Here is a 21,225-nt window from a genome sequence, read left to right as displayed (position 1 = left end):
GCATCGGCGTTGCAGAGCAATAATGCAGGGGGCCAAAAGGCTTTTCAAGGACTCCGTCCCGCTGGCGCGATCAATGGCCCAGGTGTCTCACCCTAATCTGAAACGACTATAAATCAGGGATGCATAAGTCTATTCAGAAAGCTCCAGAAACGCTCCCATGCGGCGAAACTTTTGGTAGCGCTCCTCGCGCAATTCTCGCCCGCTCAGGCTAGAAAGTTCCTTGAGATGCCTGAGAAGAGCCTCTTTGAGGGTTTGAGCAGCTTCCAAGGGCGCGCGGTGGGCGCCGCCAACCGGCTCTGGCAGGATCTCGTCGATCACCTCCAGTTGCAGCAGGTCTTGGGCGGTAATGCGCAGGGCTGCCGCCGCTTGGGGAGCCTTCTTGGCATCCTTCCAGAGAATAGCCGCGCAGCCTTCCGGCGAGATCACGGAGTAGACGGCGTGCTCGAACATCAGGATGCGGTTGCCCACCCCAATGGCCAAGGCTCCGCCCGATCCCCCTTCGCCGATGACAGTGCAGATGATGGGGATCTCCAGCCGGAAAAGGGTCTGCAGGTTGGTGGCAATGGCCTCTCCTTGGCCCTCGGCTTCCGCCTTAACGCCTGGGTAAGCCCCCGGCGTATCGATGAAGGTGAGCAGGGGCAGGCCGAAGCGGTGGGCATGTTCCATTAGCCGCAGGGCTTTGCGGTAGCCGGCGGGATTGGGCATCCCAAAGTTGCGGTGGATGTTGTCTTTGGTGTCGCGACCCTTTTGGTGGCCTAGGATCATCACCGGCTGATCCCCCAGCTTGGCCAACCCGCCCACAATGGCTGGATCGTCCTGGCCGTGGCGATCCCCGTGCAGCTCAAACCAGTCGTCACAGATGGTCTGTACGTAATCCAGGGTGGTGGGGCGGCGGGGGTGACGGGCCACCTGGAGCCGTTCTACCGGCGTGAGCTGGCTGAAGATCTCACGGCGCAGCTCTTCGGCTTTGGCTTCCAATTGGCGAATTTGCTCAGAGGCATCGATGTCGTTTTCTTCTGCCAAGGCCCGAATTTCCTGAATCCGTTGTTCTAGGGCGGCGACAGGCTGCTCAAACTCCAGCAGTAGGCGGTCGTTGGACTTGGTCATGACCGGTTGGCTAAATTTCGGGAGCGTGCTGTGACCGGCAGAGGCTGCACAGATTTCGGGGTCAGGCTTTGATCTTCTCACATGTAGATCCCGTAGGCTAGAGGGAGCAATCCCCCTACTGCCCAAGAGGGATCCCTTGTCTGCTTCTGTCTCTTCTCCCCCTTCACCCCTTCCCCCCTGGCTGCGCTGGGGGGTGGTGGGATCCGTCGTCTTGGCTATCGGGGTGGGAGCCTTTTGGCAATACGGGCGGCCTGAGCGACAAATCCGCGTCCACACGGAGAGATTGCTGCGGGCGGTGGAGCAGCGCAACTGGGATCAGGTGGAGATGCTGGTCTCTGAGGCCTATAGCGATGGTTGGGGCCTGGATAAGCAGCGGGCGCTGGCCTACAGCCGCGAGATCTTCGGGCAATTTTTTCGCTTGCGCCTCCAACCCCAAGCGCTGCAGGTGCAGCTCGGCCCAGGGGATCCCAGTCGCCAAGGACAGGCCACTCTCTGGTTTGTGATCGAGGGATCCGGCGGCCCCTTGGCCAACCTGACGCGAGATCAGGTGAATGCGCTGGAGCAACCCTTCCAATTGAATTGGCAGCGACGGGGTGGGGAGCCCTTTCGCTGGGAGCTAACCCGCGTGGAGAATCCAGAGCTGCAACTGCCCCTTCTCCCTTCTCAAGAACAGGCAGGCCAGAGATGAGGGTCGAACACCAACAGGGGGAGCTGACCTTCAACTGGCGGGATCCACTGCACAATACCCCTTTGGCGGGCCTGAGCTGCATAGCGGCTGGGGAGAGGCTGCAACTGGGAAGAGGGCAGACGGCGCAGGAGGGGCTGAGTGGGAATGGGCAGAGCCCCTGTTTCTGGGTTGTCGATCTGGTCGGACAATCCGTCCTCAGAACTGCCTGGCTGCAACAGAATAACCCCTTCCGGTTGAAAAGGGATCCCTCGGCCCAGCAACAAACGACCGGTATCCAAAAGCTGGGGGCCGCCCTCCTGAGCAAGCTGAAACTCTGCCCAGCTAAAAACTCGCCGCGCCCGATCAACAGGGAGGCCGAAGCAGTAGGAGCCCAGTTGGAAAGTAATCAAGGTCTGCCGGTTTCTCAGTTGTTCTTGCCGAGCCAGACGACGCAGGCGCAGAGGGGAAAGCAGGGGCATGGACTACCTCGCCATCAAAACGCCGGTGGAAGGTGCCGAAGAGGCTGGTTGCAGCAGTTGCCGCAGCTTTTGGATCAGCTCCTGTTCCTGGAAGGGCTTGGAGAGGTAGGCGCTGGCTCCCAGCCGCTGGGCCAGTTGGCGGTGTTTCTCGCCACTGCGGGAGGTGAGCATGACCACGGGAAGCTGGTCATACAGGGGGTGGGCACGAATCTGGGCCAGCAAGCCAAAGCCATCCAGCCGCGGCATTTCAATGTCGGTAATCACTGCTCGGATGGGAATTCCTCTCTGCAAGTGCTCGAGGGCCTCTTGTCCGTCGCGAGCCTGTTCAACCCGGAACCCTGCTCTTTCTAGGGTCATGGCCAAGAAGCGGCGCACGTTGACCGAATCTTCCACCACCAGCAGGGTGGGCTGGGCGGCAAACCTGGGCTGGGGAAGGGGATCCCTTGCCGACTGACAGGGCTGATCCCGCTGGGCGAGCAGCCAGCTCAAGAGGGCAGGCGGATCCACGAAAAGAGCGATTCGCCCATCGGCCAAAACCGTACAGCCGGAGAATCCCGACGGCAGAGGCAGACCTCCCTCCACCGGGCGCAGAGTTACCTCTTGCTCCCGCCAAAAGCGATCCACCAACAGGCCATAGGGCCGGTTGTCTTCTACCACCAGCAGCACCACAGGTCGGTCGAGAAGGGGGGTCTCGTCAATTTCCCGGCGAGGCTGCCAGCGCGCGAAGCGAAACCAGTGGCCCACAGGAATTAAAGGGATCTGCTCCCCTTCCCAGAGAAAGGAATCGGCAGGCAACTGCGGGGGGATAAGCAATTCTTCCACTGCGTTGGCCGGAAAAGCCAACATCAACCCCTGGCATTCTGTCAGCAGCACGCGGGTGACGCTCAAAGAAACGGGCAGAGTGAGGGTAAACAGCGTGCCCCGTCCCGGCCAAGATTCCACCTGCACCTGGCCGCCAATTCGTTGCAGGTTGGTGCGTACCACGTCTAGACCCACTCCCCGTCCAGATAGCTCGCTGACTCGCTCGGCGGTGCTGAAGCCCGGCTGGAAGATCAACTCCAGCAGCTCCTGGGAGCTGGCCTCAGCCAGGTCGGCAGCGGAAAACCCTATCTGCAAGGCGCGGGCCCGGATTTTATCCAGACAGATCCCTGCCCCATCGTCTCGCACCGTGATCAGAGTGCGGTTGCCCCGTTGGCTGGCGGCAATTTCGATGAGGCCCTTGGCCGGCTTGCCCTGGGCCAGGCGGGTGTCTGGAGCCTCGATGCCGTGGTCAAAGGCGTTGCGCACCAAGTGCAACAAGGGATCCGCCAAGGCCTCCAAAATCGAGCGCTCGATTAGGGTGGATCCCCCCAAGACCCGCAGCTCCACGGGCTTGCCATGGGCTAAGCTCAGCTCCCGCAGCGCTCTGGGGAAGCGATCCGTCAAATCCGATAGAGGCTGCATGCGCACCTGGTCGAGACGGGTTTGCATTTGCCTGGAGAGGCGGCTGAGCTGGCGGGCGCTGCCTTCGGTCTCCTGCAGGGTGGTGTCGATATCGTGGGTTACCTCATCAATTTGCACAACGGTTTCCATCACCTCTTGGGTCAGCAGGTGCATCTCTCCATAGCGATCCATCTCCAAGAGGTCAAAGGTATCGGCCAAGGTCAGGCCGGGATCCCCTTCTTTTTTCAAGAGCACAGAAGCAGGCACGGTGGCAGCGACGCGGTCGTAGCTGCTGCGCAGGCGGCTGTTGGTTTCTTCTAGAGTGCGAACCCGCCGTTTGAACAAGCTGACCAGCTCCCGCAGCCGTTGCAGGCGACTGTTTAAGCGGTTGCGCTCCCCTATGAGCTCTCCCAACAGCTCCCCCAACTGTTCCAGAGGGCGAGCCGGCACCCGTAGCATCTCGGCAGCGCTTTTGGCCCCGGCTGGAATCGAATCCGGCAGCTCGGTGGCTCCTGCCATTGCAGGGGGAGGGGCTTCTGGCGGGGGGGAAACTGGAGGCTCTGCCGGATCCCAGGAGCTGGGGAGAAGAGCGACCTGACCGACCAGCACCAGGGCCTGCGAGCGTCGCCAAGCTTGTAAAGCCGCCTGAGCAACGGGCAACACCTGCTCCTTGGCATTTGGCGGCAGCGTCTCCAGAGCTTGGACTACTGAGCCGCACAGGGTGGCAAAGGCAGGCAGATCCAACATTTCCCCCAGCGCCCCCAGCTCTTGGGCAGCAATGAGAAACTCCTCCCGCAAACAGGGCTGCTCGGGGTGGGCCAGCACACCTTCCAACCGCTGCAGACAGGCCTCCACCTCGGTTGCAAACAGCAGCACCCGCATATCGCCCCCGGCCTCTGCTGCCAGGACTTGGACGTTGTCCTCAGGCTGCAACTCTCCCAACTGCTCTCGCAATTGATCGAAAAGAGGCTGCACCCGCTCTGCCAGCCAAGATTCGTCCAAAAGCCGCTGCTGGCGGTGCTGCTGGGCTATTTGGCGCATGCAATCCAACGCCGCCAAGAGGTTGCGCTCCACTGCGGGGTCGGCTTTTTGGGGATCCACCTGCAAGATCTTGAAACCATCTTCCAGGCGATGGGCCAAGTCGCTAAGCACCGGAAAGCCCATCATGGCCGCCCCGCCCTTGATGGAATGAGCAGCCCGCAGCAAGCGATCCAAACGGGGGCGATCCAAACTCTGGGATCCCAGGCCCAACACCCCTGCCTCCAGGGTGTCGAGGTAAGCCTGGGCTTCGTCCAAAAACTGCAGCCTAACCTGCCACTCGCGTGGGTCGAGGGAAGTGGGATTCGGCCCCATGCTAAACCGCCTCCCCCACCTTGAAGGTGGACACAGAAGTCTGCAACTGACGGGCAACCGCCACCGTAGCCTGGAGAGAGTTGGCCACCTGCTGCGAGGCTGCCGCCGTCTGGGCGGCAATGTTGGCGATTTGCTGCATCAACTGGCGCACCGTTTGAGATGCATCTGCCTGGGCATCGGTGGAGCGGGCAATGGCCTGAAAGAGCTGGTTCACCTGCCGCGAGACTTCCACAATTTGTCCCAGGCTCTGCTTGGCTGCTTCCACCAAGCGGGTTCCCTCCACCACCTGGCCGGTGCTGGTTTCCATCGCCTGTACCACCTCGCCGGTTTCCCGTTGGATCCCTTCCACAATGCGCTCGATCTCGCGGGTGGCTTCTGCCGACTGGGCCGCCAGTGCCCCGACTTCCTCGGCGACCACCGCAAAACCTCGCCCTTCTTCGCCGGCACGGGCTGCCTCGATACTGGCGTTCACCGCCAAGAGGTTGGTTTTCAGCGCAATCTGGTTGATCAAGGACACCACCTTGGAAATCTGCTGGGAAGATTCCCCCAGCCGCTTCACCTTCTTGGCCGTTTCGGCCACCGTTTCCCGCAGTTGCAGGATGTTTTGCACTGTGCGATCCATAGTCAAGCTGCTGTTGATGGCCGTGGCGGCGGCAGATTCGGCAACGGTGGCGGCCTGTTGGGCTTTATCGGCTACCTCCTCGATTGAGAGCGTCATTTGCTCGACAGAGCGCAAGGTCTCTTCGATTTGGGTGGCCTGTCGGAGAGCGGCTTCGGCCAACTCGCGAATGGCTGCCTCGTCACGACCAATGGATTGGTTGACTTGACCGGCGGCCTGCTGCACTTGAATCACGATGTCGCGCAAGCTCTCGATAATGACGTTGAAAAAGTCCGCCATGATGCCAACTTGTCCGGCTGTTAGCTGCGCCCGCACCGTGAGATCCCCCCGCGAGGCTTCTGTGACCTCGCTGATAAGCTGCAGCAGCTCTCTTTGCAGCGCTTCCGACCGCTCCCGTTCCTGGGCGGCCACGGCTTTTTGCTCCAGCGCCCCCAGGTTACCCAAAGCTTGACCCAGGCGGTTGGCCAGCTCTGCCAAGGTTTTCTGTTCTTCGTCAGACCAGCTCTGGCTTTGGGCGCGGCCTATTGCCAAAAAACCGTAAAGCTCATCGCCACGCACCACCGGCGCTATCATCTCGGCTTTCAGTTGGGCTGTGGCCAGCCTCTGCAGGTAGTCGGCGCCCAGATCTGGCCTAGGCACCGGGCCAAAAGCGTAAACTTGCCCGCCGTGGAGAGCCTGCTGGATCGGAGCCGGGATCCTGCGGAGGAGGGTGCCCAAGGTGTCGGGCAGGCGGCTGTCGTGAGATTCAGCGATAACCTGCGCCTCTTCGGGAGCGGTCAAGCGATAGAAGGCCACTCGTTCGGCACCGAAGCGCTGGCGCATCTCGCCCAACAAGTCAGTTAGGGGATCGATCAGCTCTTGCTCTTGGCGAATCCGGGCAATATCGGCAAACCGCTGGGCCAGTCGGGTGTCGGAAACTTGTCGCTCGTAGGTGGCGTTGCGTTCCCGCACAAAGTTGCGCACCAGGATCAAAATGATCCCCCAGCTCAGCAGCAGAATCGGGAAGCTGATGCCGGAAAAGATCAAAGCCTGCAGCAGATCTTGCTCGTAAAGCTGGACGCTGGCCTGAATGTTGCTGCGAATGGCCTCCAGGGTTTGGTTGATCCCTTCGGCGTAGATGCGCTTTTGCTCTTCGTACTCAGGGCTGTGCAGCAAGTTGAAAGCCCGTTCCTGCTCGCCGGCCCGAATCAGATCAAAAGCCTGCACTTCCCACTCCACCAGCTTGATGTTGGCTGCTGTGGTTTTGGCTGCATAGGCTTCGTAAGAGGCGGGATCCAATTGCTGAATCTCCGCCAGCACCTCATCCAACTGAGGGACATGGATGTTGTAGCGCTCTTCCCAGGACAGATCCCCGCTGGCAGCGGCCATGCGGGCAGACATGGTCAAGACTTCATCCAAATAGATCACCTGATCGCTCAGGTTTTGCAGGGTGAACTGCCGCGAGATCGCCGGCTTGAACTCGAAATAGGTGCGGGCTACGCTGCCGGCAGAGACGGCAAACAGCAGGGAGCTGATGCCCAGAGGAAAACTGATTGCCAGGGCCAGGCGGGATCCCGCGACTTTGCGTTGGGGCCGGGAAGATGGAGCAGGCCTGAGAAAGAGGGGACGGAAGGAAACCATAGAATTTTGCCTTTAAGTGAGGGTAAGTCGGGGAAAAGGTCGCCAAGATCAAGGGTTTGCCGAGGAATCAACTGAGTTGAGCTTTTGGACAATGGCAAGAGGGTCGAGCACCCAGAGAGGCTCATCCCCTTCCAACACCAGCCCTTTGCAAGAGTCGTAGAAGTTCTCCAGTCGAAAGTTGTTTTGTGCTGCCTGGGCTTTTGTTAAGGGTTGGATCTCCTCGGCGGGCACTCGAGCTACTCCTTTCACGTGTTGGGTTGCCAGGCCCAAGCCTGTTCGCACTGGCGATGCAGAGCCCCCAAATTCTGGGCGCATCACCACCAAGTGGTGTTCGGGCTGCCCAAAGTCCAAGGGCTCTAGGCCGAGAAATTGCGGCAGATCCAGTCCCCAGAGAATGCGATTGCGATAGTTGAACAAGCCCAGCACCCATGCGGGCTGGTTGGGGAGAGGGGTAAAGTGGTGCGGGCCAACAATTAGAGCTTCCTGGGCAAATGCCATGGGCAAAAGGGCCCGACAGTCTACCCCCAACTGTAGATGTAAGTACAGCTCGCCGGTACGGGTAGAAGTAGGGCTGTGTGGGGAGAAAGCTACCGCCATTGCCGTTCTCGCTCTGCCAATTCTAAGACATCTCCTAAGAACAATTCGTGATAATCACAGGGATCCTAACTGGAGGCGCAGCTCAGCAAGGACAGAAGTGGCAAAAATCATGAGCTCGGGCTGAGCACTACTGATTTCACGGCCCGCAAAATGTCTTCGCGGGTAAAAGGCTTGGTCAGATAAAGATCGATCCCTTGCTTCATGCCCCAGAGTTTGTCCAGCTCTTGATTTTTAGAAGTACAGGCCACAACGGGCAACTTTTGGGTTTCCGGGTTTTTCTTGATTTGGCGGCACAATTCCAGCCCGCTCATGCCTTCCATGACCAAGTCCGTCAGCACCACATCGGGTTTGTCGTTGCGGATCTGCTGCAATGCCTCTTGGGCGTTGGCCACCGCTACCACCTGATAGCCTTCTGAGCGGAGGTAATCGCTGATGAGCTGTCGCTCCGAGGCCACATCTTCCACCACAAGAACTTTCACCATGATCGACATCTCCTTATCTCTTTTTCGACGAACCTTTAGAGGGATCCCTAGCTGAGATAGCGAAACACCATCTGCAGCAATTCTTCCTGCCGAAAGGGCTTGGTCAGGTAATCGGTGGCACCGGCCAGGCGCGCCTTCACCCGATCGATCAGACCTTTGTGGCCTGTGACCATCACCACCGGCACATCCTTTAACACGGAGGATTTGCGGATGAGGCTGCACAATTGGTAGCCATCCACGTTGGGCATACCCACGTCCAGCAGGATCAAATCTGGCTTGAGGGTGGTCAGCTTCATCAGGGCTTTCAAAGAGTCGCTGATGGTGTGAATGACCAGGTTGTGCCCTTCCAACAACCGCTGCAACTCGCTGAGCATGGCTTCGCTGTCGTCAATACAGGCCACAATCCAGGTTTTCGAGGCCTGGGGAGATGGGCCTAGATCTGCAAGCCCGTTGGCCAGGTGAAGAGGGACGGTGGGAGTTTCTGAGGGCTGTGATTCTGTCTCAAGCTTGGCCGAGTAGGTTTTGGGCAGCCGATCAAAGGGGGGCTGGGGATCCCGCAGGACAAGGATACCGGCTTTGACCAGAGGATGTAGGCGGCGAGCGATCTGGAGGTCGTCTTGATCGAGAAGGGCGCTCAACTGGCGGAAGCTAAACCCCTTCAGTAACCGGCCTAGCCGTTCCTGTTGCTCGGCGGGAAGGCGTTCTGCCTGGGCCCGGCTGGCAAAGTAGGGCCGTTGGTAGGGGGAGGTGATCTCAGGCCCCAAAGATTGCCATGCCCGTAGCCGCTTTTGGATCAGGTCGAGCAGGGATCCCCCATCCCACTGGCCCAGGGTGGGCACGTTGTCCAGTGGGATGATCTCCTGCTGAAAGCCCCCTGGAACCAGCAACAGATTTTGCAGCACCTCCTCGCCGATCCAAGCATTCAACCTGCGCGCAGCTTCCCAAGGCAGCAGTTGCTCCGTTACCATCCAACTCAGCCCCAGAAGGTCTGCAGGTAGAGGCCCAGTCTCCTGAGCCAATAGCGCCTCCACCTGCCGATGGATGCGTAGGCAATTTTGGCGAGTCAGAGAAAAGACTTGATGGCTGAGCCGACGCAGGTGGCGATCCAAGCGCTCCAAGGGCTCCAAGCTGTGGTGAGCAAACCCCAGGCGACCTTGGTGAAACACCAATGACCAAGTGCCCAGCCCCTCCCCTTTGTCCAAGGCACTGAAATACCGAACAACTCCTGTGAAGCTGACCTCTGCGTTCAGCAGATGGGCCGAGACTTCTGTACAGACGGGGGGACGGTTCATGGGTCGAGAGGACGTGCTCGGACAATTTCCTGCGCTGAGGTTGATGACACGACTGAAGTCTTAGCTACCCCACAAGCCGGTGAAAAAATGCTTTCCAGAATACAGTTCAAGCCCAGCCCTGACCCAGACGAGATCTTTAGACGAGATCTTTAGATGAGCCAAGCCCAACAAGACGGCCAAGGCTGCACGAACTCAAAGGCAGTTTCAGCGTTCAATCCGTATTCAGAAAAACTCTCCTCCTGGGGAGATCGATGACTATTGCTCATCAGCCAATCTCTAAAGGTGAAGGCTAGCCCTCAGATTGTCTGCTGGCTTTCTTACTCGGGAACTTCCCGCGGAAAGCCTGCAAGACAAGATAAAGGTAACCCCGATAAACCTCTTCCGTAAAAATACGGAACTTAGGTCTTCTCCAATTTCCAAAGCTGCTCCAGGTGGGCTTGGCAGCGGCGCAGCAGTTGCCGACTCTCTTCAAAACTGATCTGCTCCAAGGCTTCGGGGTAGGAGCACCAGCGGTAGGCGGCCACCTCCTCTGGTTGCACCTGTAGCTCAGGGGGAGGAAATTGGGGCGGCAGCAAGGCCACGTAGTAGGTAACGGTTTTGGCTACTCGGTTCCCCTCGGGATCCGTAAAGGTGTAGGCTTCCTGCAGCGTCAGAGGGTCAGGCTGGCCGGGCAGGGTTAGGAGCTGGTAGTCGGTCAAGCCGGTTTCCTCACGCAATTCTCGCTGTGCCGCCTCCAGGTCGCTTTCGGAGCCATCCTTGTGCCCTTTTGGGAAAGCCCAATGCCCCTTCTGGTGCTGGATGAGCAGATACAAATGCGAAGAGCCGGGTCCGGGAGCTTCCTGGGCGGGCGGGCGGGGCAGGATGGGGATCACCCCATAGGCAGCATCTATCAGCATTGGGGAACTAATCTCCGAAGAGTCTGATGGCAGGCGGCCTGGGAGCGAAGACCTCATTGGGATCCACCTGCGGGCGCTCTACCCCCTGCAGGGGCGAGAGGGGGCGACCGGTGTCGAATTGGAAGAGATAGATGGGCAACTGGCCATTCCCCAGAGGCAAAAGAGCTAAAGTATCGATTTGGGTCAGGGCGTTGCGGCTGGTGGGTCGGGTTAGGTTGAAAGCAACGATTCGGTCTTCCAAGGAATTGTCCGGGCTGGAGCGCCGGCCCAGGCCAATGCTGAACTGCTGGTTGCCCTGCTCATCCACTCCCAAGGCCCGCACATCTCCCAACTCCGCTTGAGGAGCGCTCCCCGGCAGGCCGGCTACCACCGGCGGCGCATCCACCGGCGGCTGCGAAGGCAAAAAGCGCAACTGCGTCCCTTCTGGCAAAATGCGGTAGTCCTGGTAGTCATGCTGGATGGACAGGGATCCCCTGAACACGCGGCGGTTCAAGCCCTCCAGGGTCCAAAAGCCATAGCCCAAATTGATGCGGGTGCTCTCCGGCAGCCAGTAGCGCTCCCCTCCCTCGGGAGCTGGCACCGCCGTAAACCCCATCAGGACATAGGCCTGCCCCCACACCCCCGACAAAAACAGCAACACCTGCCGCGGCAGCCCCGACTGCGGATCCAGCCACAGCTCCCGCAACTGGCCTTCCTGAATGGGCTCTAGGCGCAAGTGCTGGACAGGGGATCCAGCCAAATCCACCCGTTCTGAGGAGAGGACGCGGTAGCGGCTGGGATCCGCCTTCAAGTAAAAGCTCACCGAGGGCAAGAGGGCTTCCGGTCGGCTCACATACACCGAGTACAGCTGCAGCAGATCCGACTGGTTCACCACTTCCAATTGGCGCGAATCCAAGAGGCGGATGCGATCCCCTTCGGCTACCCAAGCCTGCCAACTGCCGTCGCGGCGGTAGAGCACATCCAACGTGGCTGTGAAGGTTTGGGATCCCTCCACCCGCACCTGCTGGCGATATTGCAAGTTGGGCAAAGGGGGCAATTGCTCTAGAGCGGCGTTGTAGCGCTCCAGCCAAGCTTGGGGATCCTGCTTAGGGCTGGCAAGAGAAGAGGGAGCCGATTGGGCCACGGCTGGATCCCCTGACGGCAGACCGACCAGTCCCGTTGCCAGGAACACCACCCCGCCGAGATAGCCCCAGCCTCGAAGGGATCCCTGCCGCTTCCTAAATTGGGAGGGTTCAGGGAACATCAGCTCACCTCGCAACACCGCTCTTGCTGCCCTTCTTGTCGCTGCTTGTGCCCGGATCAGAGCGCTTCCCACACCTGAGAGAAAGCGTTCGGAAGGGATCCCTACTCTCTGCCCGCCGATTGAGTACGCCTATTCAATGGAAATGGATTGGGGGCCGTCGGAGCGACCGGAAGGCGGGGGCTCCTCCACCCTCAGCCCCTGGGACTCCAGCCAACTGCGCAGCGGATCTTGCTTCACATCCAAACGCAGCAGGCCGCTGAGAAAACCGCCACAGAACGGAACAGGATTGCTCAGAAAGGTCTTCCAGACCTCATTCATCTCCATAGCCGCAACACCAACCACCCCCCCAATCCTAGCAAGGCCGGCAGGTGGGGATCCCCTCCCTTGGCTAGACGGCAATCAACTTCTCTCGGTTTATGTTCTGCAGCACACTAAAAATGCTGTTGCCAATGCGCTGGAACTCTTTACTGCTTTTGTCGGCAAAGTGCAATACCCAAGGAAGCCTACAGGCTTGAAAACCACTGGCGGGATGAAGCTGGGAGAGATGGTAAGTTTGTATAGCCAGAACTTCCAAAGGAGTGTTGCCGTGTTCATGGACAACTCGCAGCGGTCTTGCGCTGCCAATTGGCACCGAGGACTTCTTAATGGGCTGGCTTGTTACGAGCATAAATGACCTTCGTTCATGGTCAAAAATGACAGTGCCCATTGCAGCGTCTCTATAGCTTCCTTTTTCCTCTCTTCCCATTCTGACTGTGCCACTTTTGCGCACTCCAACAATATCCACAGCAATCTTTTCTTTTCTTAGTTCCTCAATTGTTTTATCAAATTCGCCTCTTTGAACTAAGCCATCCCTCATCAAAAGAACCTTTCTAGGGTATCGATGAAATTTGTTGTAGAATCTATTGACGAGCTTGGACACGGTTTGATAAATTGCCTCGCCGGAAAAAGTTTCTCCTCTTTGTATATCGGGCAACTCCCAGCCTAAGCTTTGACCATTGGCCAGTACCGCGAAGGCAGAGGTTCCGTAGTAAAGCTCTCGATTCGTCCCCACATCAAAACCAATGGTAAGCTCGGAGCACTCAGGATGATCGAGGGGTTCAAGCAACACGGGTTGCCACGCAGCTTTACACAGAAGTCCTAGTACGACATTTAGAGCTTTGTAGGGGTCAGCTCCAGGAATCATAAACTGAGTTGCTATTCCTGCTCGAAGTGCTTGCAAGCGGATCTTTTGCTTGTGCTCATTAGGCGACAAGGGCATGACAACCAGAACGGTTTTGATCCCTTTGTCGGCCCAGCTTTGCCAAAACCTCTGTTGAGCAAGGTCGCCTTCAGGCAAATCTTGACGGGTTGCGTAAAAGTCTATTTCAACTCTTGCTCCGCTCTTTTTAGCTACTTCAAGTAGGCACTTGCGAACCTCAGTAGGATACTCACGTTTATTATCGTCAAGATTTAGAAGTCCAAACTTTGTCTCGCCAACTCTTGCACATCCTTGGTACCTAACTCTCGCGGGGTTTTGGACTTGTCTATGACCAAACCCCAATAGCCTTGGCCTTGGCATAATGTATCCTTCTGCTTTTAGGGGATCAGCCTGAAAGTCAGAAATATTGTAGACATTTTCTATAATAGTTTTTGCGGTCTCTTTAGACTCTTTCAATCTCTCTTCTAAACTTTTTCTGATGTGCTCGCTAACCAAGGAGCTAACTTTTTTGCCAGTCCATCTTTGATCTTCTATACTTGCTAGCATCTCCAAAGTTAAAACAGGCGACAGTCTCCGCGATAGATGAAGGATAGGCTCTGCCTTTTGTCTGAAATTGCGTTCTCTGGAGACCACTTGAACCACCAGAGAGCCATCAACTTCTTCTGGAGTTGCTCCGTACTTCTGTACATGATAATCCGCTAAGCTAGTGTTTAGCTCCGCTAACCATACTTCCCTTGGCGACTGATTGGAAATAATGCCTCGATACTCCCAAGTTGGGTATTTATTATTTTTTGTCCTGTATGTGTTTCGTACAATTTCAATTGAGACATCTGGGTAATTTTCCAGCCACTCATGCAGCGTCCATGGGCTGTAGAAATGGTATCGGATGTCGATCTCTAGATAGAGCTTCTTATCTTGTCTAATAACAACGTCTAGCTCTCTTCCTCTGTGAACCTCCCACCCATCTCCGCAAAGTGGTTTTACTCCTTCAATCCGTTCTACTCCTTCCAGACCCGTAACCCACCAGATCAATCCTCCTCCTGTTGATCGCTCAATCTCTGTTCTTTTGTACTTAGATCTTAGACTCCAATCTAGTTTCTTGCGCTCGAAAGTTTCTAGAGCCTGTCTCTCTGTAGGGTCTGTACAATCTAGAGCCTTAGAACCAAGCTCTTCCAACTCCCATTCCTCTGTTTTGAGTTTACTGGCCGGAACTTTTTCTCGGGTTATGATGCGATTTCCCAGACGAACAGCCATTACACCTAGCTGATTACAAATCTTGGAGAGAGCCCTCTGCTCCTCTCCTAGATCTGGAAGAGGGTTTGGCCTGCAACTATACTCATAGAAGGTGAGCTCTTCTTGAGTTAGCTCCTTGACGAAGAAGCGATTAAGAGTAACCTCAACTTTCTTCTGGAGTAAATTCATTGGCAGACTCTAGTTTCAAGTTTCTCTCTAGGATCTCTAGGATAAGCTCTAATTCTCCTGCTCTTCACGAGGGATCTCCAAACAACCCTGGCGGAGCCAAATCTCTGCTGATCGCCTCCGCCTGAAACCGACCGCTCATGCCCACCACCTGCCACTCGGCGCTGCGATTTCCCTGGCGGAAGCGCAGCCGTCGGGCTCGCAACGGCACCACTTCTACAGCTTCTACCAGAAATTGTTGGTATTCGCCCAAATAGTCTCGGTAATCCGGGGGCAAGTCAGCGCTGCTGTTGATTTGAATCCAAAACACCCGTCCTGCTTCGTTGCCATAGGCGCGGATTTGTTCCTGGCCGCGGTATTGCTCCACCCCGCGCAGCCGCTGTCGTCCCACCTGCACAGACTCAGCCCACTCCGGCAAGGGATCCCCTAAGCTCACGGCCCACCCTGGCCCACCTAGCCCCAACCAACACAACAACAGCAGTCCCCAAACCCAAGGCCATCTGCGCGGCGTGCTGTTCCCGGTTTTCAAGGCTCGACCGAACATGGCAAGTTTTTCTCCGCAATTGAACCCAACGTTAACGTTTGGGATGGTTCAAAACAACTTTGTCTCAACGCACGCGAAAGCCGATCCGCCCGCCCTCAACATCGAAGGCAACGTCGATATTAAAAAACAGCGGCATGCCCAACAGTTGCACCCCCTGGTTGCCGTTGACGAAAATCCGATCTCGACTGGGCGTAATGGGAAAGCCAACTCGAATGCGATACTCGAAAGCTCCCGCCAATACCGCTCGCCACTCTGCCCCAGGGGGTAAGGTCGAGGTGGAGAAGGGAGCTGCCCCCAACAGCCTGACGTTGAGAAAAATGTCGGAAGAACCACTGTCAAAAACGGTGGGGCTGAGAGCATTTTGAATAGAAGTGTTGCTGATGCTGTAGGCCACTTGTAAAGCCTCATCCCGCCAGATGGGGGTGCCGTCGGGAAAGCTTCCCACCTGGGGAAACTGCCGGAAATTGAAGCCGACGGTGTTGGCAGCCGTTAGGCCAACCGTGAACAGGCCCTGGGTGGAGTTGAAGCCCCCCGTTTGAATAATGTACCCAGAGCGGAAATTGCCCGGAAGGCGGGTGAGCGGACTAAACAGCTCGCGGTCGGGGCTGCGCTCATCCAAGGACGTGCCTAGGATCCCGGCGAAGGGCCGCCCTTCTCCAAACAAGTTCTCTGAACAACTGGCCACCAGGGCGTCCACACAGGTGATCCGGTCGATCAACTGAATCGTTACCGGCTCCCGACTGGGGATCCCTCCTATGCTGAAGGGGGCGCGGGCCAACACCCCGATAAATTGCGTGCCATCTCCGAACGTCACAGTGGAAGGGATCCCCGTCCGTTCCAGGCCAAAGCGACCTGCTGCTGTCGCTATGATGCGCAAACCTGCCGAGCCGGTATCCAGTAACACCTCAGCTCCGCTCCCGGCCACCCCCACTGTCAGGCCCAGGAGCTTGAAGCGGCTGTTGCCCAGGGTACGCACCGGCATGGGAATCGACTCGGTTCCCGGTTGAGGTGGGAGAGGGATCAACGCAGGGGGGGAAGCTGCAGATTCCCCCTGGCCAGAACAGCCGGCACCGAGCAGCAGCAAGGTCAAGATCCCAACCAGGGCGATCACCATTCCCCAAGGGCTGTGCCAAGCCCACCCAGACCGTGGCTCATCCTTTGGGCCCGACCTCGCCTGCATTGAATACCCACACTGAATTAAAAGGAGCCTAGCCCGGTTGCAACCGGTAAACAGCACGCTCAAACCTGGGGGATTTGGATCCCGGCCAAGGACAGTGTACACAAAGCTGGCTGAGGGAGAGTGCGCAATAGCGCTGTCAACTGTGGAGTTGTGGGGCTGGATGGGCTGCAGCCTACAGCATTAGCTCCGCCTGCCAATCGACTACCTTTTGGAAGCGAAAAGCGCCCGCCAGGGCCCCCCAAACCTGTCGGTGGGTGATGGGATCCATCCCTCGGTCATGGCTGCAAAACTCGCTCTCGCTCAGGTGCAAGGTGGTCTGCAGATAAGTGGTTTGGCCGTTGCGCACCACGCAACACCGGCACCCCGGCTCTGTCACGCCGACAAAGAGGGATCCCTGCCTCTTCACCTGCACATCACACCCCTCTAGATAGGCCAGATCGGCAGCCCTCAGTTGACTCAGTTGGTCTGCCCTTTCCCGAGCACAGCCCCGCCACCGCTGCGGCTCCAAAGGGCGATAGTTGCGAATCAGGATCCCATCGCCCGCCTGAGTCAACTCCACCACCGCCTGCCGATAGGGATCCTCCAAATGGCCGCTGTAGGCTTGCTCCACATAAAAGCCGATCCCGCCCAAAACGTGGGCCGGCAAGGGGCGATAGGCCACCCGGATCTGGGCGAAAAACGGTGGATTTTCCCAGGCTTGCTCTTGGTTGCTGAAGTCTCCTGCCAGCCAACGCGCCATCTGCAGCAGCTCTGGGGAAGGAGTGCGATCCGACTCAATAGACATAAGCGGGCATCGAGAATTCTGTAGAGGTATGTACCGAAAATCTCCGGAGAGCCAGGGGAACCTTCTCAGATTTTGCCCCAACCTCAGGCCCGACCGAGGATTGCAGCAAGTGTTAAATTATGTATCCTTTATGAGAATGTTCGCTCCGATACTGAAAATGGATCCCTTGCAAGCTGCAAAGCCGCGATCGGGGCTGACATCTTTGTTCATGTTGTAAAGCTAGGCAAAGAAACATTCTCTTTTGTAAAAAACTACTCCCGCGAAGGACAGGGAGAACAGCCTGGGATCCGAGATGGGAAGCAGGTTGGAAACCGATCTAAGACCTTTTGCGCGAGGTAAAGCCGATTTACATTTTTTGATTTCATCGCTTCTTGCCTTCGCGGTAGAAAAAGACTGGAAACAAGGCGAGCCAGCTTCTTCTCGTCTGCCCAGTTGAGGTTGCCAGCAGCGGCTGAGGCTCCTTAGCCCAAGTCCGATCCCTTGGATGAAGGCCTGGATCTGGGAGCGAGCTTCGCTTGCTCATCTTGGTTCTATCGGCTTCGATCCCGTCGGCGGTTCTGTGAGTTAAACAGCACCTCTCGGCACTGGGGATCCAAGCGGTGTTGCATTCCTGGCCGGCAGGTGCTCTCTTGTCCGCTGCAGGGAATGTGGATTCATAACCTCTTTTACTTTCGCTAGGGAGATTCAAAACCATGAACGATGTATTTGGCAAAGTGGTTGCCCAAGCTGACTCCAAAGGCGCTTTTTTGGGAGAGAACGAGTTTGCCGCTCTCCAGCAGGTAATTGCTGAGGGGAACAAGCGTTTGGATGCTGTGAACCGCCTCACCAGCAATGCCTCCAAGATCGTGACCGATGCCATCCGTCAGTTGTTTGCAGAGGAGCCCAATTTGAACGCTCCCGGTGGGCCTGCCTACCCCAGCCGCAATGTGGCTGCCTGTATGCGGGACATGGACATTATTCTCCGCTACATCACCTACGCAGTGGCAGCCGGAGATGCCAGTGTGCTGAACGAGCGCTGCCTGAACGGCCTGCGGGAAACCTATCAAGCCTTGGGCACCCCCGGCAGCTCAGTGGCCAACGGTATCCAAAAGATGAAAAAGGCTGCAGTGGCTGTGGTAAACGACCCCAACGGCATCACCCGGGGTGACTGCAGCGCTCTGATTGCCGAAATCGAATCCTACTTCGATCGCGCTGCTGCCGCTGTGGTTTGATCCCTTGTGGACTGAAGTTTCTGTTGTGTCCGGATCCAGTTGTGAAGACCTCTCTGGGATCTAAGACAACTCGGGTTGGCAGGGGATCCCTGGAAAAGTAACCTGTTTTGCAGCGATTTTGCAGTTGAGACTTTGAATCTTTTGCTTTGTTTTTTGCATTGAGCTTGAGTTAAGTAAAGGAGCGTTTTGAATCATGCAAACCCCAATTGTTGACGCCATCGCCACTGCCGACAGCCAAGGGCGCTACCTGAGCAACAGCGAATTGCAGGCCATCAATGGCCGTTTTCAGCGGGCTGCCGCCAGCATGGAAGCCGCCCGAGTTCTGAGCAGCCGTGCCGACGAGCTGGTGCGCGGTGCCACCGAAGCGGTTTACGCCAAGTTCCCCTACACCACCCAACCCGGTGGGCAGTGCCACACCCAAGCCGGCAAGGACAAGTGCGCCCGCGACGTGCGCCACTACCTGCGCTACATCACCTACTGCTTGGTAGCCGGTGGCACCGGTCCTCTGGACGAGTATCAGTTGGCCGGGATCCGCGAAATCAACGCCGCTTTTGAACTCTCCCCCAGTTGGTTCATCGAAGCCCTGCGCTACATCAAAGCCAACCACGGCCTGACCGGGCAAGCGGCCACCGAGGCCAACACCTACATCGACTACGCCATCAACGCGCTCAGCTAAACCCTTGGCTTGGGATCCCTCTAAAAGGGCGACGCCGGCTAGCCAGTTGGCTCATCCCATAAACCAGGGGGGATGGCGAGGGAAGGTTGTTGAGGGCAACGGTGGTGAGCCTGCTACGTTGCGGAGAGATACGTTTGACCACGTGGGTTTGCGGATCAGTCTCCCCAATAGGAAGGCGCCACTGTTGCTCTTCTGCAGCTTGGGGCTGCCGATTTTTGATTTCTAATTTTAGTTTTCGATTTCTACAGTCGTTTCAGGCTAGGGTGAGACGCCTGGGCTATTGATCGCGCCAGCGGGACGGAGTCCTTGAAAAGCCTTTTGGCCCCCTGCATTATTGCTCCGCAACGCCGACGCGACGACGCAACCAACACTTTAGGTGTGGGTGCAATGTCCTAGCTTGAATCGAAATGACCCTAAACGCAAGCTTGTTCTCAATCTGTGTCCATTCAGTTCAATCGGGGGAATTAGCATGAGTGCAATTACAGCGGCAAGCCGGATGGGGATCCGGGGCATTACGGAGACCACCCCACTGGAGTTGCGCCCCAACGCCAGCCAGGATCAGCTCAATGCGGTGCTGCGGGCCATCTACCGTCAGGTGCTGGGCAACGACCATTTGTTTGGGGCCGATAGGAAGGAGCTAGCCAGTGCGGAATCGCTGCTGCGCCAGGGCAGCCTGACGGTGCGGGAGTTTGTGCGATTGATCGCCAAGTCCGAAGCCTACAAAAAGCGGTTTTTCTACCCCAACTCGCAAACCCGGGCCATCGAGCTCAATTTCAAGCATCTGCTGGGACGCGCTCCCACCAGCCCCAAAGACATCGCCCGCCATTTGGACATCTACCAATCTGGCGGCCACAGCGCGGAGATCGATTCCTACATCGACAGCCCAGAATACCTAGAAGCTTTTGGAGACAACATCGTCCCCTACCCGCGTGGGTTTGAATACCGCAAGGCTCATTCCACCCGCGACTTTACCAATCTCTTCGCTCTCTACGGGGGCTACGCCAACAACGATCGCTCCCAAGGGCCCAGACCCCGTTTGATGATGCCTTTGGCCACCGGGTTTACCCCGGCCATTCGCCGCATTGGGGTGCGGGGGCTGCTGCCGCCCAGCCCCATTTCCAAACACCTGGGGCCGCCAACGGGCCAGTCGGATCGCATGTTCTGTGTGGAAGTGACCCGGCTGCTGAATCCGCCTTCGGCGCTGGCCACTTCCAGCCGAGTGCGCAAATCCAACCAGCAGATTTTCGTCTCTGCCGATCAACTGTCGGCAACAATGCAGCGGTTGCTCAAATCGGGCGCCAAGATCGTCAGTGTCCGCAGCGCTTGATCCCTTCTCGGTGTCTTCTCCGTTGTCGATTCCATGACCACTGCTGTTCCTCTGGATCCCGATCCATCGGTGGATCTCACCCCGGCTGGACAAATCGCCAAGCTGCGCCACGGGGATCCGGGGGAACGCTACTATGCCGCTTGGTGGCTGGGACGCATGCGCATCGTCGAAGGGATCCCGGCCCTGATCGAGGCCCTGGCCGATGAAACGGATCGCACCGCTCAAGGGGGATATCCGCTGCGGCGCAATGCTGCTCGTGCTTTGGGTAAACTGGGATCCCTCGCCGGGATCCCTCCCCTGAAGGCGGCTTTGTCTTGCTCCGATGGCCAAGTGGTGGCAGCGGCTGCCCAGGCGCTGGTTGAGATTGCCCTTGCCAACAACCTCCATAGGGATCCCGACGAAGTGGAAAAGCTGGGATCCGCTTTGCTGGAAGGGCTGCGCTTTGTGGAGCAAGGACTGCAGACGGAAGCCCAAGCCGCCCTAGAAGCCATTGTCGAGGCTCTTGGACAACTGCAAGTGACCGCTGCTCTGGAGCCAATCTGTCCCTACCTAGAGCACACTTCCATCCGTTTGCAATGTGCGGCGGCACGGGCCTGCTATCGTCTCACTGGGGATCCGACTTTTGCTCAGCGCCTGCTGTCGGTGTTGAATCACCACAACATCCATCTGCGGCGGGCTGCCCTTTTGGATTTGGGGGCCAGTGGCTATTTGCCGGCAGCACAAGCCATTGCGGTGGCGGCGGTGGAGGTCAACCTGAAGCTTCTTGCCCTCAAACAGTTGGTGGAGATCAACCTGGAACAACATCAAAGGATCCCCGGTGCTGAGCTGCAGCAGGTGCTGCGGCTGATCGACGAGCTGCTGTGAGCGGTGGTGCTTCTGGGCCCTTGCTGTTCACATTAGCGGGACGGAGTCCTTTGCAACTGACCTATCAAGGCATTGCCCATGAGTTTGTGCATCCCTCTGCAGCGATTCAAAGCCGTCAGAATCTGTCCGCTCGGCACCAGGGTTGGGCTCCGTGGCTGTAGCACTGCCTCAGCTAGAAATCGCAGGAGCCCCGCACTGTACCCGTAGGGTCACTGCCGGGAGGAATGCGCTTTGATGAAGTACAA

General features: G+C 57.5%; 19 protein-coding genes. 5 read left to right on the top strand and 14 right to left on the bottom strand.

Annotation, left to right across the window (positions count from 1 at the left end; genetic code table 11):
• Positions 1 to 129: 129 nt before the first annotated feature.
• Positions 130 to 1,107 (bottom strand): acetyl-CoA carboxylase carboxyltransferase subunit alpha, encoded by a 978-nt coding sequence (locus tag NW870_RS05315; RefSeq protein ID WP_414356843.1) that lies wholly within the window; start codon positions 1,105 to 1,107, stop codon positions 130 to 132.
• Positions 1,108 to 1,243: 136 nt separating this feature from the next.
• On the opposite strand from NW870_RS05315, the gene NW870_RS05310 reads away from it, so the two are divergent.
• A complete protein-coding gene (locus NW870_RS05310) occupies positions 1,244 to 1,795 on the top strand; it encodes a hypothetical protein (RefSeq protein ID WP_414374291.1) in 552 nt (183 codons plus the stop codon).
• On the opposite strand, the gene NW870_RS05305 is transcribed toward NW870_RS05310, so the two are convergent.
• The 13 genes from NW870_RS05305 to NW870_RS05245 all read right to left on the bottom strand — a co-directional run bounded on the left by NW870_RS05305 (position 1,771) and on the right by NW870_RS05245 (position 16,902).
• On the bottom strand, positions 1,771 to 2,253 hold the full coding sequence (locus NW870_RS05305) for a hypothetical protein (RefSeq protein WP_011434295.1): 483 nt from the start codon (positions 2,251 to 2,253) through the stop codon (positions 1,771 to 1,773). The two genes, NW870_RS05310 and NW870_RS05305, sit on opposite strands and share 25 nt — an antisense overlap.
• Positions 2,254 to 2,256: 3 nt before the next feature.
• A complete protein-coding gene (locus tag NW870_RS05300) occupies positions 2,257 to 5,028 on the bottom strand; it encodes a hybrid sensor histidine kinase/response regulator (protein WP_011434294.1) in 2,772 nt (923 codons plus the stop codon).
• Position 5,029: 1 nt separating this feature from the next.
• The gene (locus NW870_RS05295) at positions 5,030 to 7,267 is read right to left on the bottom strand and encodes a methyl-accepting chemotaxis protein (RefSeq protein ID WP_414329978.1); all 2,238 of its coding nucleotides are present in this window, start codon (positions 7,265 to 7,267) and stop codon (positions 5,030 to 5,032) included.
• 48 nt (positions 7,268 to 7,315) lie between these two features.
• Complete coding sequence (locus NW870_RS05290; protein WP_011434292.1) at positions 7,316 to 7,864, bottom strand: chemotaxis protein CheW; 549 nt, start codon at positions 7,862 to 7,864, stop codon at positions 7,316 to 7,318.
• A gap of 107 nt (positions 7,865 to 7,971) precedes the next feature.
• Positions 7,972 to 8,346, bottom strand: coding sequence for a response regulator (locus NW870_RS05285; protein ID WP_011434291.1), 375 nt, complete (start codon positions 8,344 to 8,346; stop codon positions 7,972 to 7,974).
• A gap of 47 nt (positions 8,347 to 8,393) precedes the next feature.
• A complete protein-coding gene (locus tag NW870_RS05280) occupies positions 8,394 to 9,638 on the bottom strand; it encodes a response regulator (protein WP_011434290.1) in 1,245 nt (414 codons plus the stop codon).
• A 398-nt stretch (positions 9,639 to 10,036) separates the two neighbouring features.
• On the bottom strand, positions 10,037 to 10,534 hold the full coding sequence (locus tag NW870_RS05275; RefSeq protein ID WP_414374289.1) for a bis(5'-nucleosyl)-tetraphosphatase: 498 nt from the start codon (positions 10,532 to 10,534) through the stop codon (positions 10,037 to 10,039).
• Positions 10,535 to 10,541: 7 nt separating this feature from the next.
• Positions 10,542 to 11,777, bottom strand: coding sequence for a hypothetical protein (locus tag NW870_RS05270; RefSeq protein ID WP_414374287.1), 1,236 nt, complete (start codon positions 11,775 to 11,777; stop codon positions 10,542 to 10,544).
• Between the two features lie 129 nt (positions 11,778 to 11,906).
• Positions 11,907 to 12,095: a hypothetical protein gene (locus tag NW870_RS05265; protein WP_414374286.1), complete on the bottom strand. Its 189-nt coding sequence runs from the start codon at positions 12,093 to 12,095 to the stop codon at positions 11,907 to 11,909.
• Positions 12,096 to 12,165: 70 nt separating this feature from the next.
• On the bottom strand, positions 12,166 to 14,229 hold the full coding sequence (locus NW870_RS05260) for an argonaute PAZ domain-containing protein (RefSeq protein WP_414374284.1): 2,064 nt from the start codon (positions 14,227 to 14,229) through the stop codon (positions 12,166 to 12,168).
• 232 nt (positions 14,230 to 14,461) lie between these two features.
• On the bottom strand, positions 14,462 to 14,938 hold the full coding sequence (locus tag NW870_RS05255; protein ID WP_414374281.1) for a hypothetical protein: 477 nt from the start codon (positions 14,936 to 14,938) through the stop codon (positions 14,462 to 14,464).
• A 64-nt stretch (positions 14,939 to 15,002) separates the two neighbouring features.
• The gene (locus NW870_RS05250) at positions 15,003 to 16,052 is read right to left on the bottom strand and encodes a hypothetical protein (RefSeq protein ID WP_414374280.1); all 1,050 of its coding nucleotides are present in this window, start codon (positions 16,050 to 16,052) and stop codon (positions 15,003 to 15,005) included.
• A 238-nt stretch (positions 16,053 to 16,290) separates the two neighbouring features.
• Entirely contained in the window at positions 16,291 to 16,902 is a 612-nt protein-coding gene (locus tag NW870_RS05245) for a chromophore lyase CpcT/CpeT (protein WP_414374278.1), read from the bottom strand.
• A gap of 692 nt (positions 16,903 to 17,594) precedes the next feature.
• Between NW870_RS05245 and NW870_RS05240 the strand changes: the two genes are divergently transcribed.
• The 4 genes from NW870_RS05240 to NW870_RS05225 all read left to right on the top strand — a co-directional run bounded on the left by NW870_RS05240 (position 17,595) and on the right by NW870_RS05225 (position 20,980).
• On the top strand, positions 17,595 to 18,113 hold the full coding sequence (locus NW870_RS05240; protein ID WP_011434282.1) for a phycocyanin subunit beta: 519 nt from the start codon (positions 17,595 to 17,597) through the stop codon (positions 18,111 to 18,113).
• A 193-nt stretch (positions 18,114 to 18,306) separates the two neighbouring features.
• Positions 18,307 to 18,789, top strand: coding sequence for a phycocyanin subunit alpha (locus NW870_RS05235; RefSeq protein ID WP_011434281.1), 483 nt, complete (start codon positions 18,307 to 18,309; stop codon positions 18,787 to 18,789).
• 469 nt (positions 18,790 to 19,258) lie between these two features.
• Entirely contained in the window at positions 19,259 to 20,116 is an 858-nt protein-coding gene (locus NW870_RS05230) for a phycobilisome rod-core linker polypeptide (RefSeq protein WP_011434279.1), read from the top strand.
• Positions 20,117 to 20,149: 33 nt separating this feature from the next.
• A complete protein-coding gene (locus tag NW870_RS05225; RefSeq protein WP_414374276.1) occupies positions 20,150 to 20,980 on the top strand; it encodes a HEAT repeat domain-containing protein in 831 nt (276 codons plus the stop codon).
• Positions 20,981 to 21,225 lie beyond the last annotated feature (245 nt).

This window comes from Synechococcus sp. R50.1, from assembly GCF_047462115.1.
GTDB lineage: Bacteria > Cyanobacteriota > Cyanobacteriia > Thermostichales > Thermostichaceae > Thermostichus.
This window is presented reverse-complemented; position numbering and strand designations above follow the sequence as displayed.

What these genes read in the sequence shown, in the direction of transcription:
- NW870_RS05315 (WP_414356843.1), bottom strand. Translation starts at nt 1,107, where the DNA reads ATGACCAAGTCCAACGACCGCCTACTGCTGGAGTTTGAGCAGCCTGTC.
- NW870_RS05305 (WP_011434295.1), bottom strand. Translation starts at nt 2,253, where the DNA reads ATGCCCCTGCTTTCCCCTCTGCGCCTGCGTCGTCTGGCTCGGCAAGAA.
- NW870_RS05300 (WP_011434294.1), bottom strand. Translation starts at nt 5,028, where the DNA reads ATGGGGCCGAATCCCACTTCCCTCGACCCACGCGAGTGGCAGGTTAGG.
- NW870_RS05295 (WP_414329978.1), bottom strand. Translation starts at nt 7,267, where the DNA reads ATGGTTTCCTTCCGTCCCCTCTTTCTCAGGCCTGCTCCATCTTCCCGG.
- NW870_RS05290 (WP_011434292.1), bottom strand. Translation starts at nt 7,864, where the DNA reads ATGGCGGTAGCTTTCTCCCCACACAGCCCTACTTCTACCCGTACCGGC.
- NW870_RS05285 (WP_011434291.1), bottom strand. Translation starts at nt 8,346, where the DNA reads ATGGTGAAAGTTCTTGTGGTGGAAGATGTGGCCTCGGAGCGACAGCTC.
- NW870_RS05280 (WP_011434290.1), bottom strand. Translation starts at nt 9,638, where the DNA reads ATGAACCGTCCCCCCGTCTGTACAGAAGTCTCGGCCCATCTGCTGAAC.
- NW870_RS05275 (WP_414374289.1), bottom strand. Translation starts at nt 10,534, where the DNA reads ATGCTGATAGATGCTGCCTATGGGGTGATCCCCATCCTGCCCCGCCCG.
- NW870_RS05270 (WP_414374287.1), bottom strand. Translation starts at nt 11,777, where the DNA reads ATGTTCCCTGAACCCTCCCAATTTAGGAAGCGGCAGGGATCCCTTCGA.
- NW870_RS05265 (WP_414374286.1), bottom strand. Translation starts at nt 12,095, where the DNA reads ATGAATGAGGTCTGGAAGACCTTTCTGAGCAATCCTGTTCCGTTCTGT.
- NW870_RS05260 (WP_414374284.1), bottom strand. Translation starts at nt 14,229, where the DNA reads ATGGCTGTTCGTCTGGGAAATCGCATCATAACCCGAGAAAAAGTTCCG.
- NW870_RS05255 (WP_414374281.1), bottom strand. Translation starts at nt 14,938, where the DNA reads ATGTTCGGTCGAGCCTTGAAAACCGGGAACAGCACGCCGCGCAGATGG.
- NW870_RS05250 (WP_414374280.1), bottom strand. Translation starts at nt 16,052, where the DNA reads ATGGTGATCGCCCTGGTTGGGATCTTGACCTTGCTGCTGCTCGGTGCC.
- NW870_RS05245 (WP_414374278.1), bottom strand. Translation starts at nt 16,902, where the DNA reads ATGTCTATTGAGTCGGATCGCACTCCTTCCCCAGAGCTGCTGCAGATG.
- NW870_RS05240 (WP_011434282.1), top strand. Translation starts at nt 17,595, where the DNA reads ATGAACGATGTATTTGGCAAAGTGGTTGCCCAAGCTGACTCCAAAGGC.
- NW870_RS05235 (WP_011434281.1), top strand. Translation starts at nt 18,307, where the DNA reads ATGCAAACCCCAATTGTTGACGCCATCGCCACTGCCGACAGCCAAGGG.
- NW870_RS05230 (WP_011434279.1), top strand. Translation starts at nt 19,259, where the DNA reads ATGAGTGCAATTACAGCGGCAAGCCGGATGGGGATCCGGGGCATTACG.
- NW870_RS05225 (WP_414374276.1), top strand. Translation starts at nt 20,150, where the DNA reads ATGACCACTGCTGTTCCTCTGGATCCCGATCCATCGGTGGATCTCACC.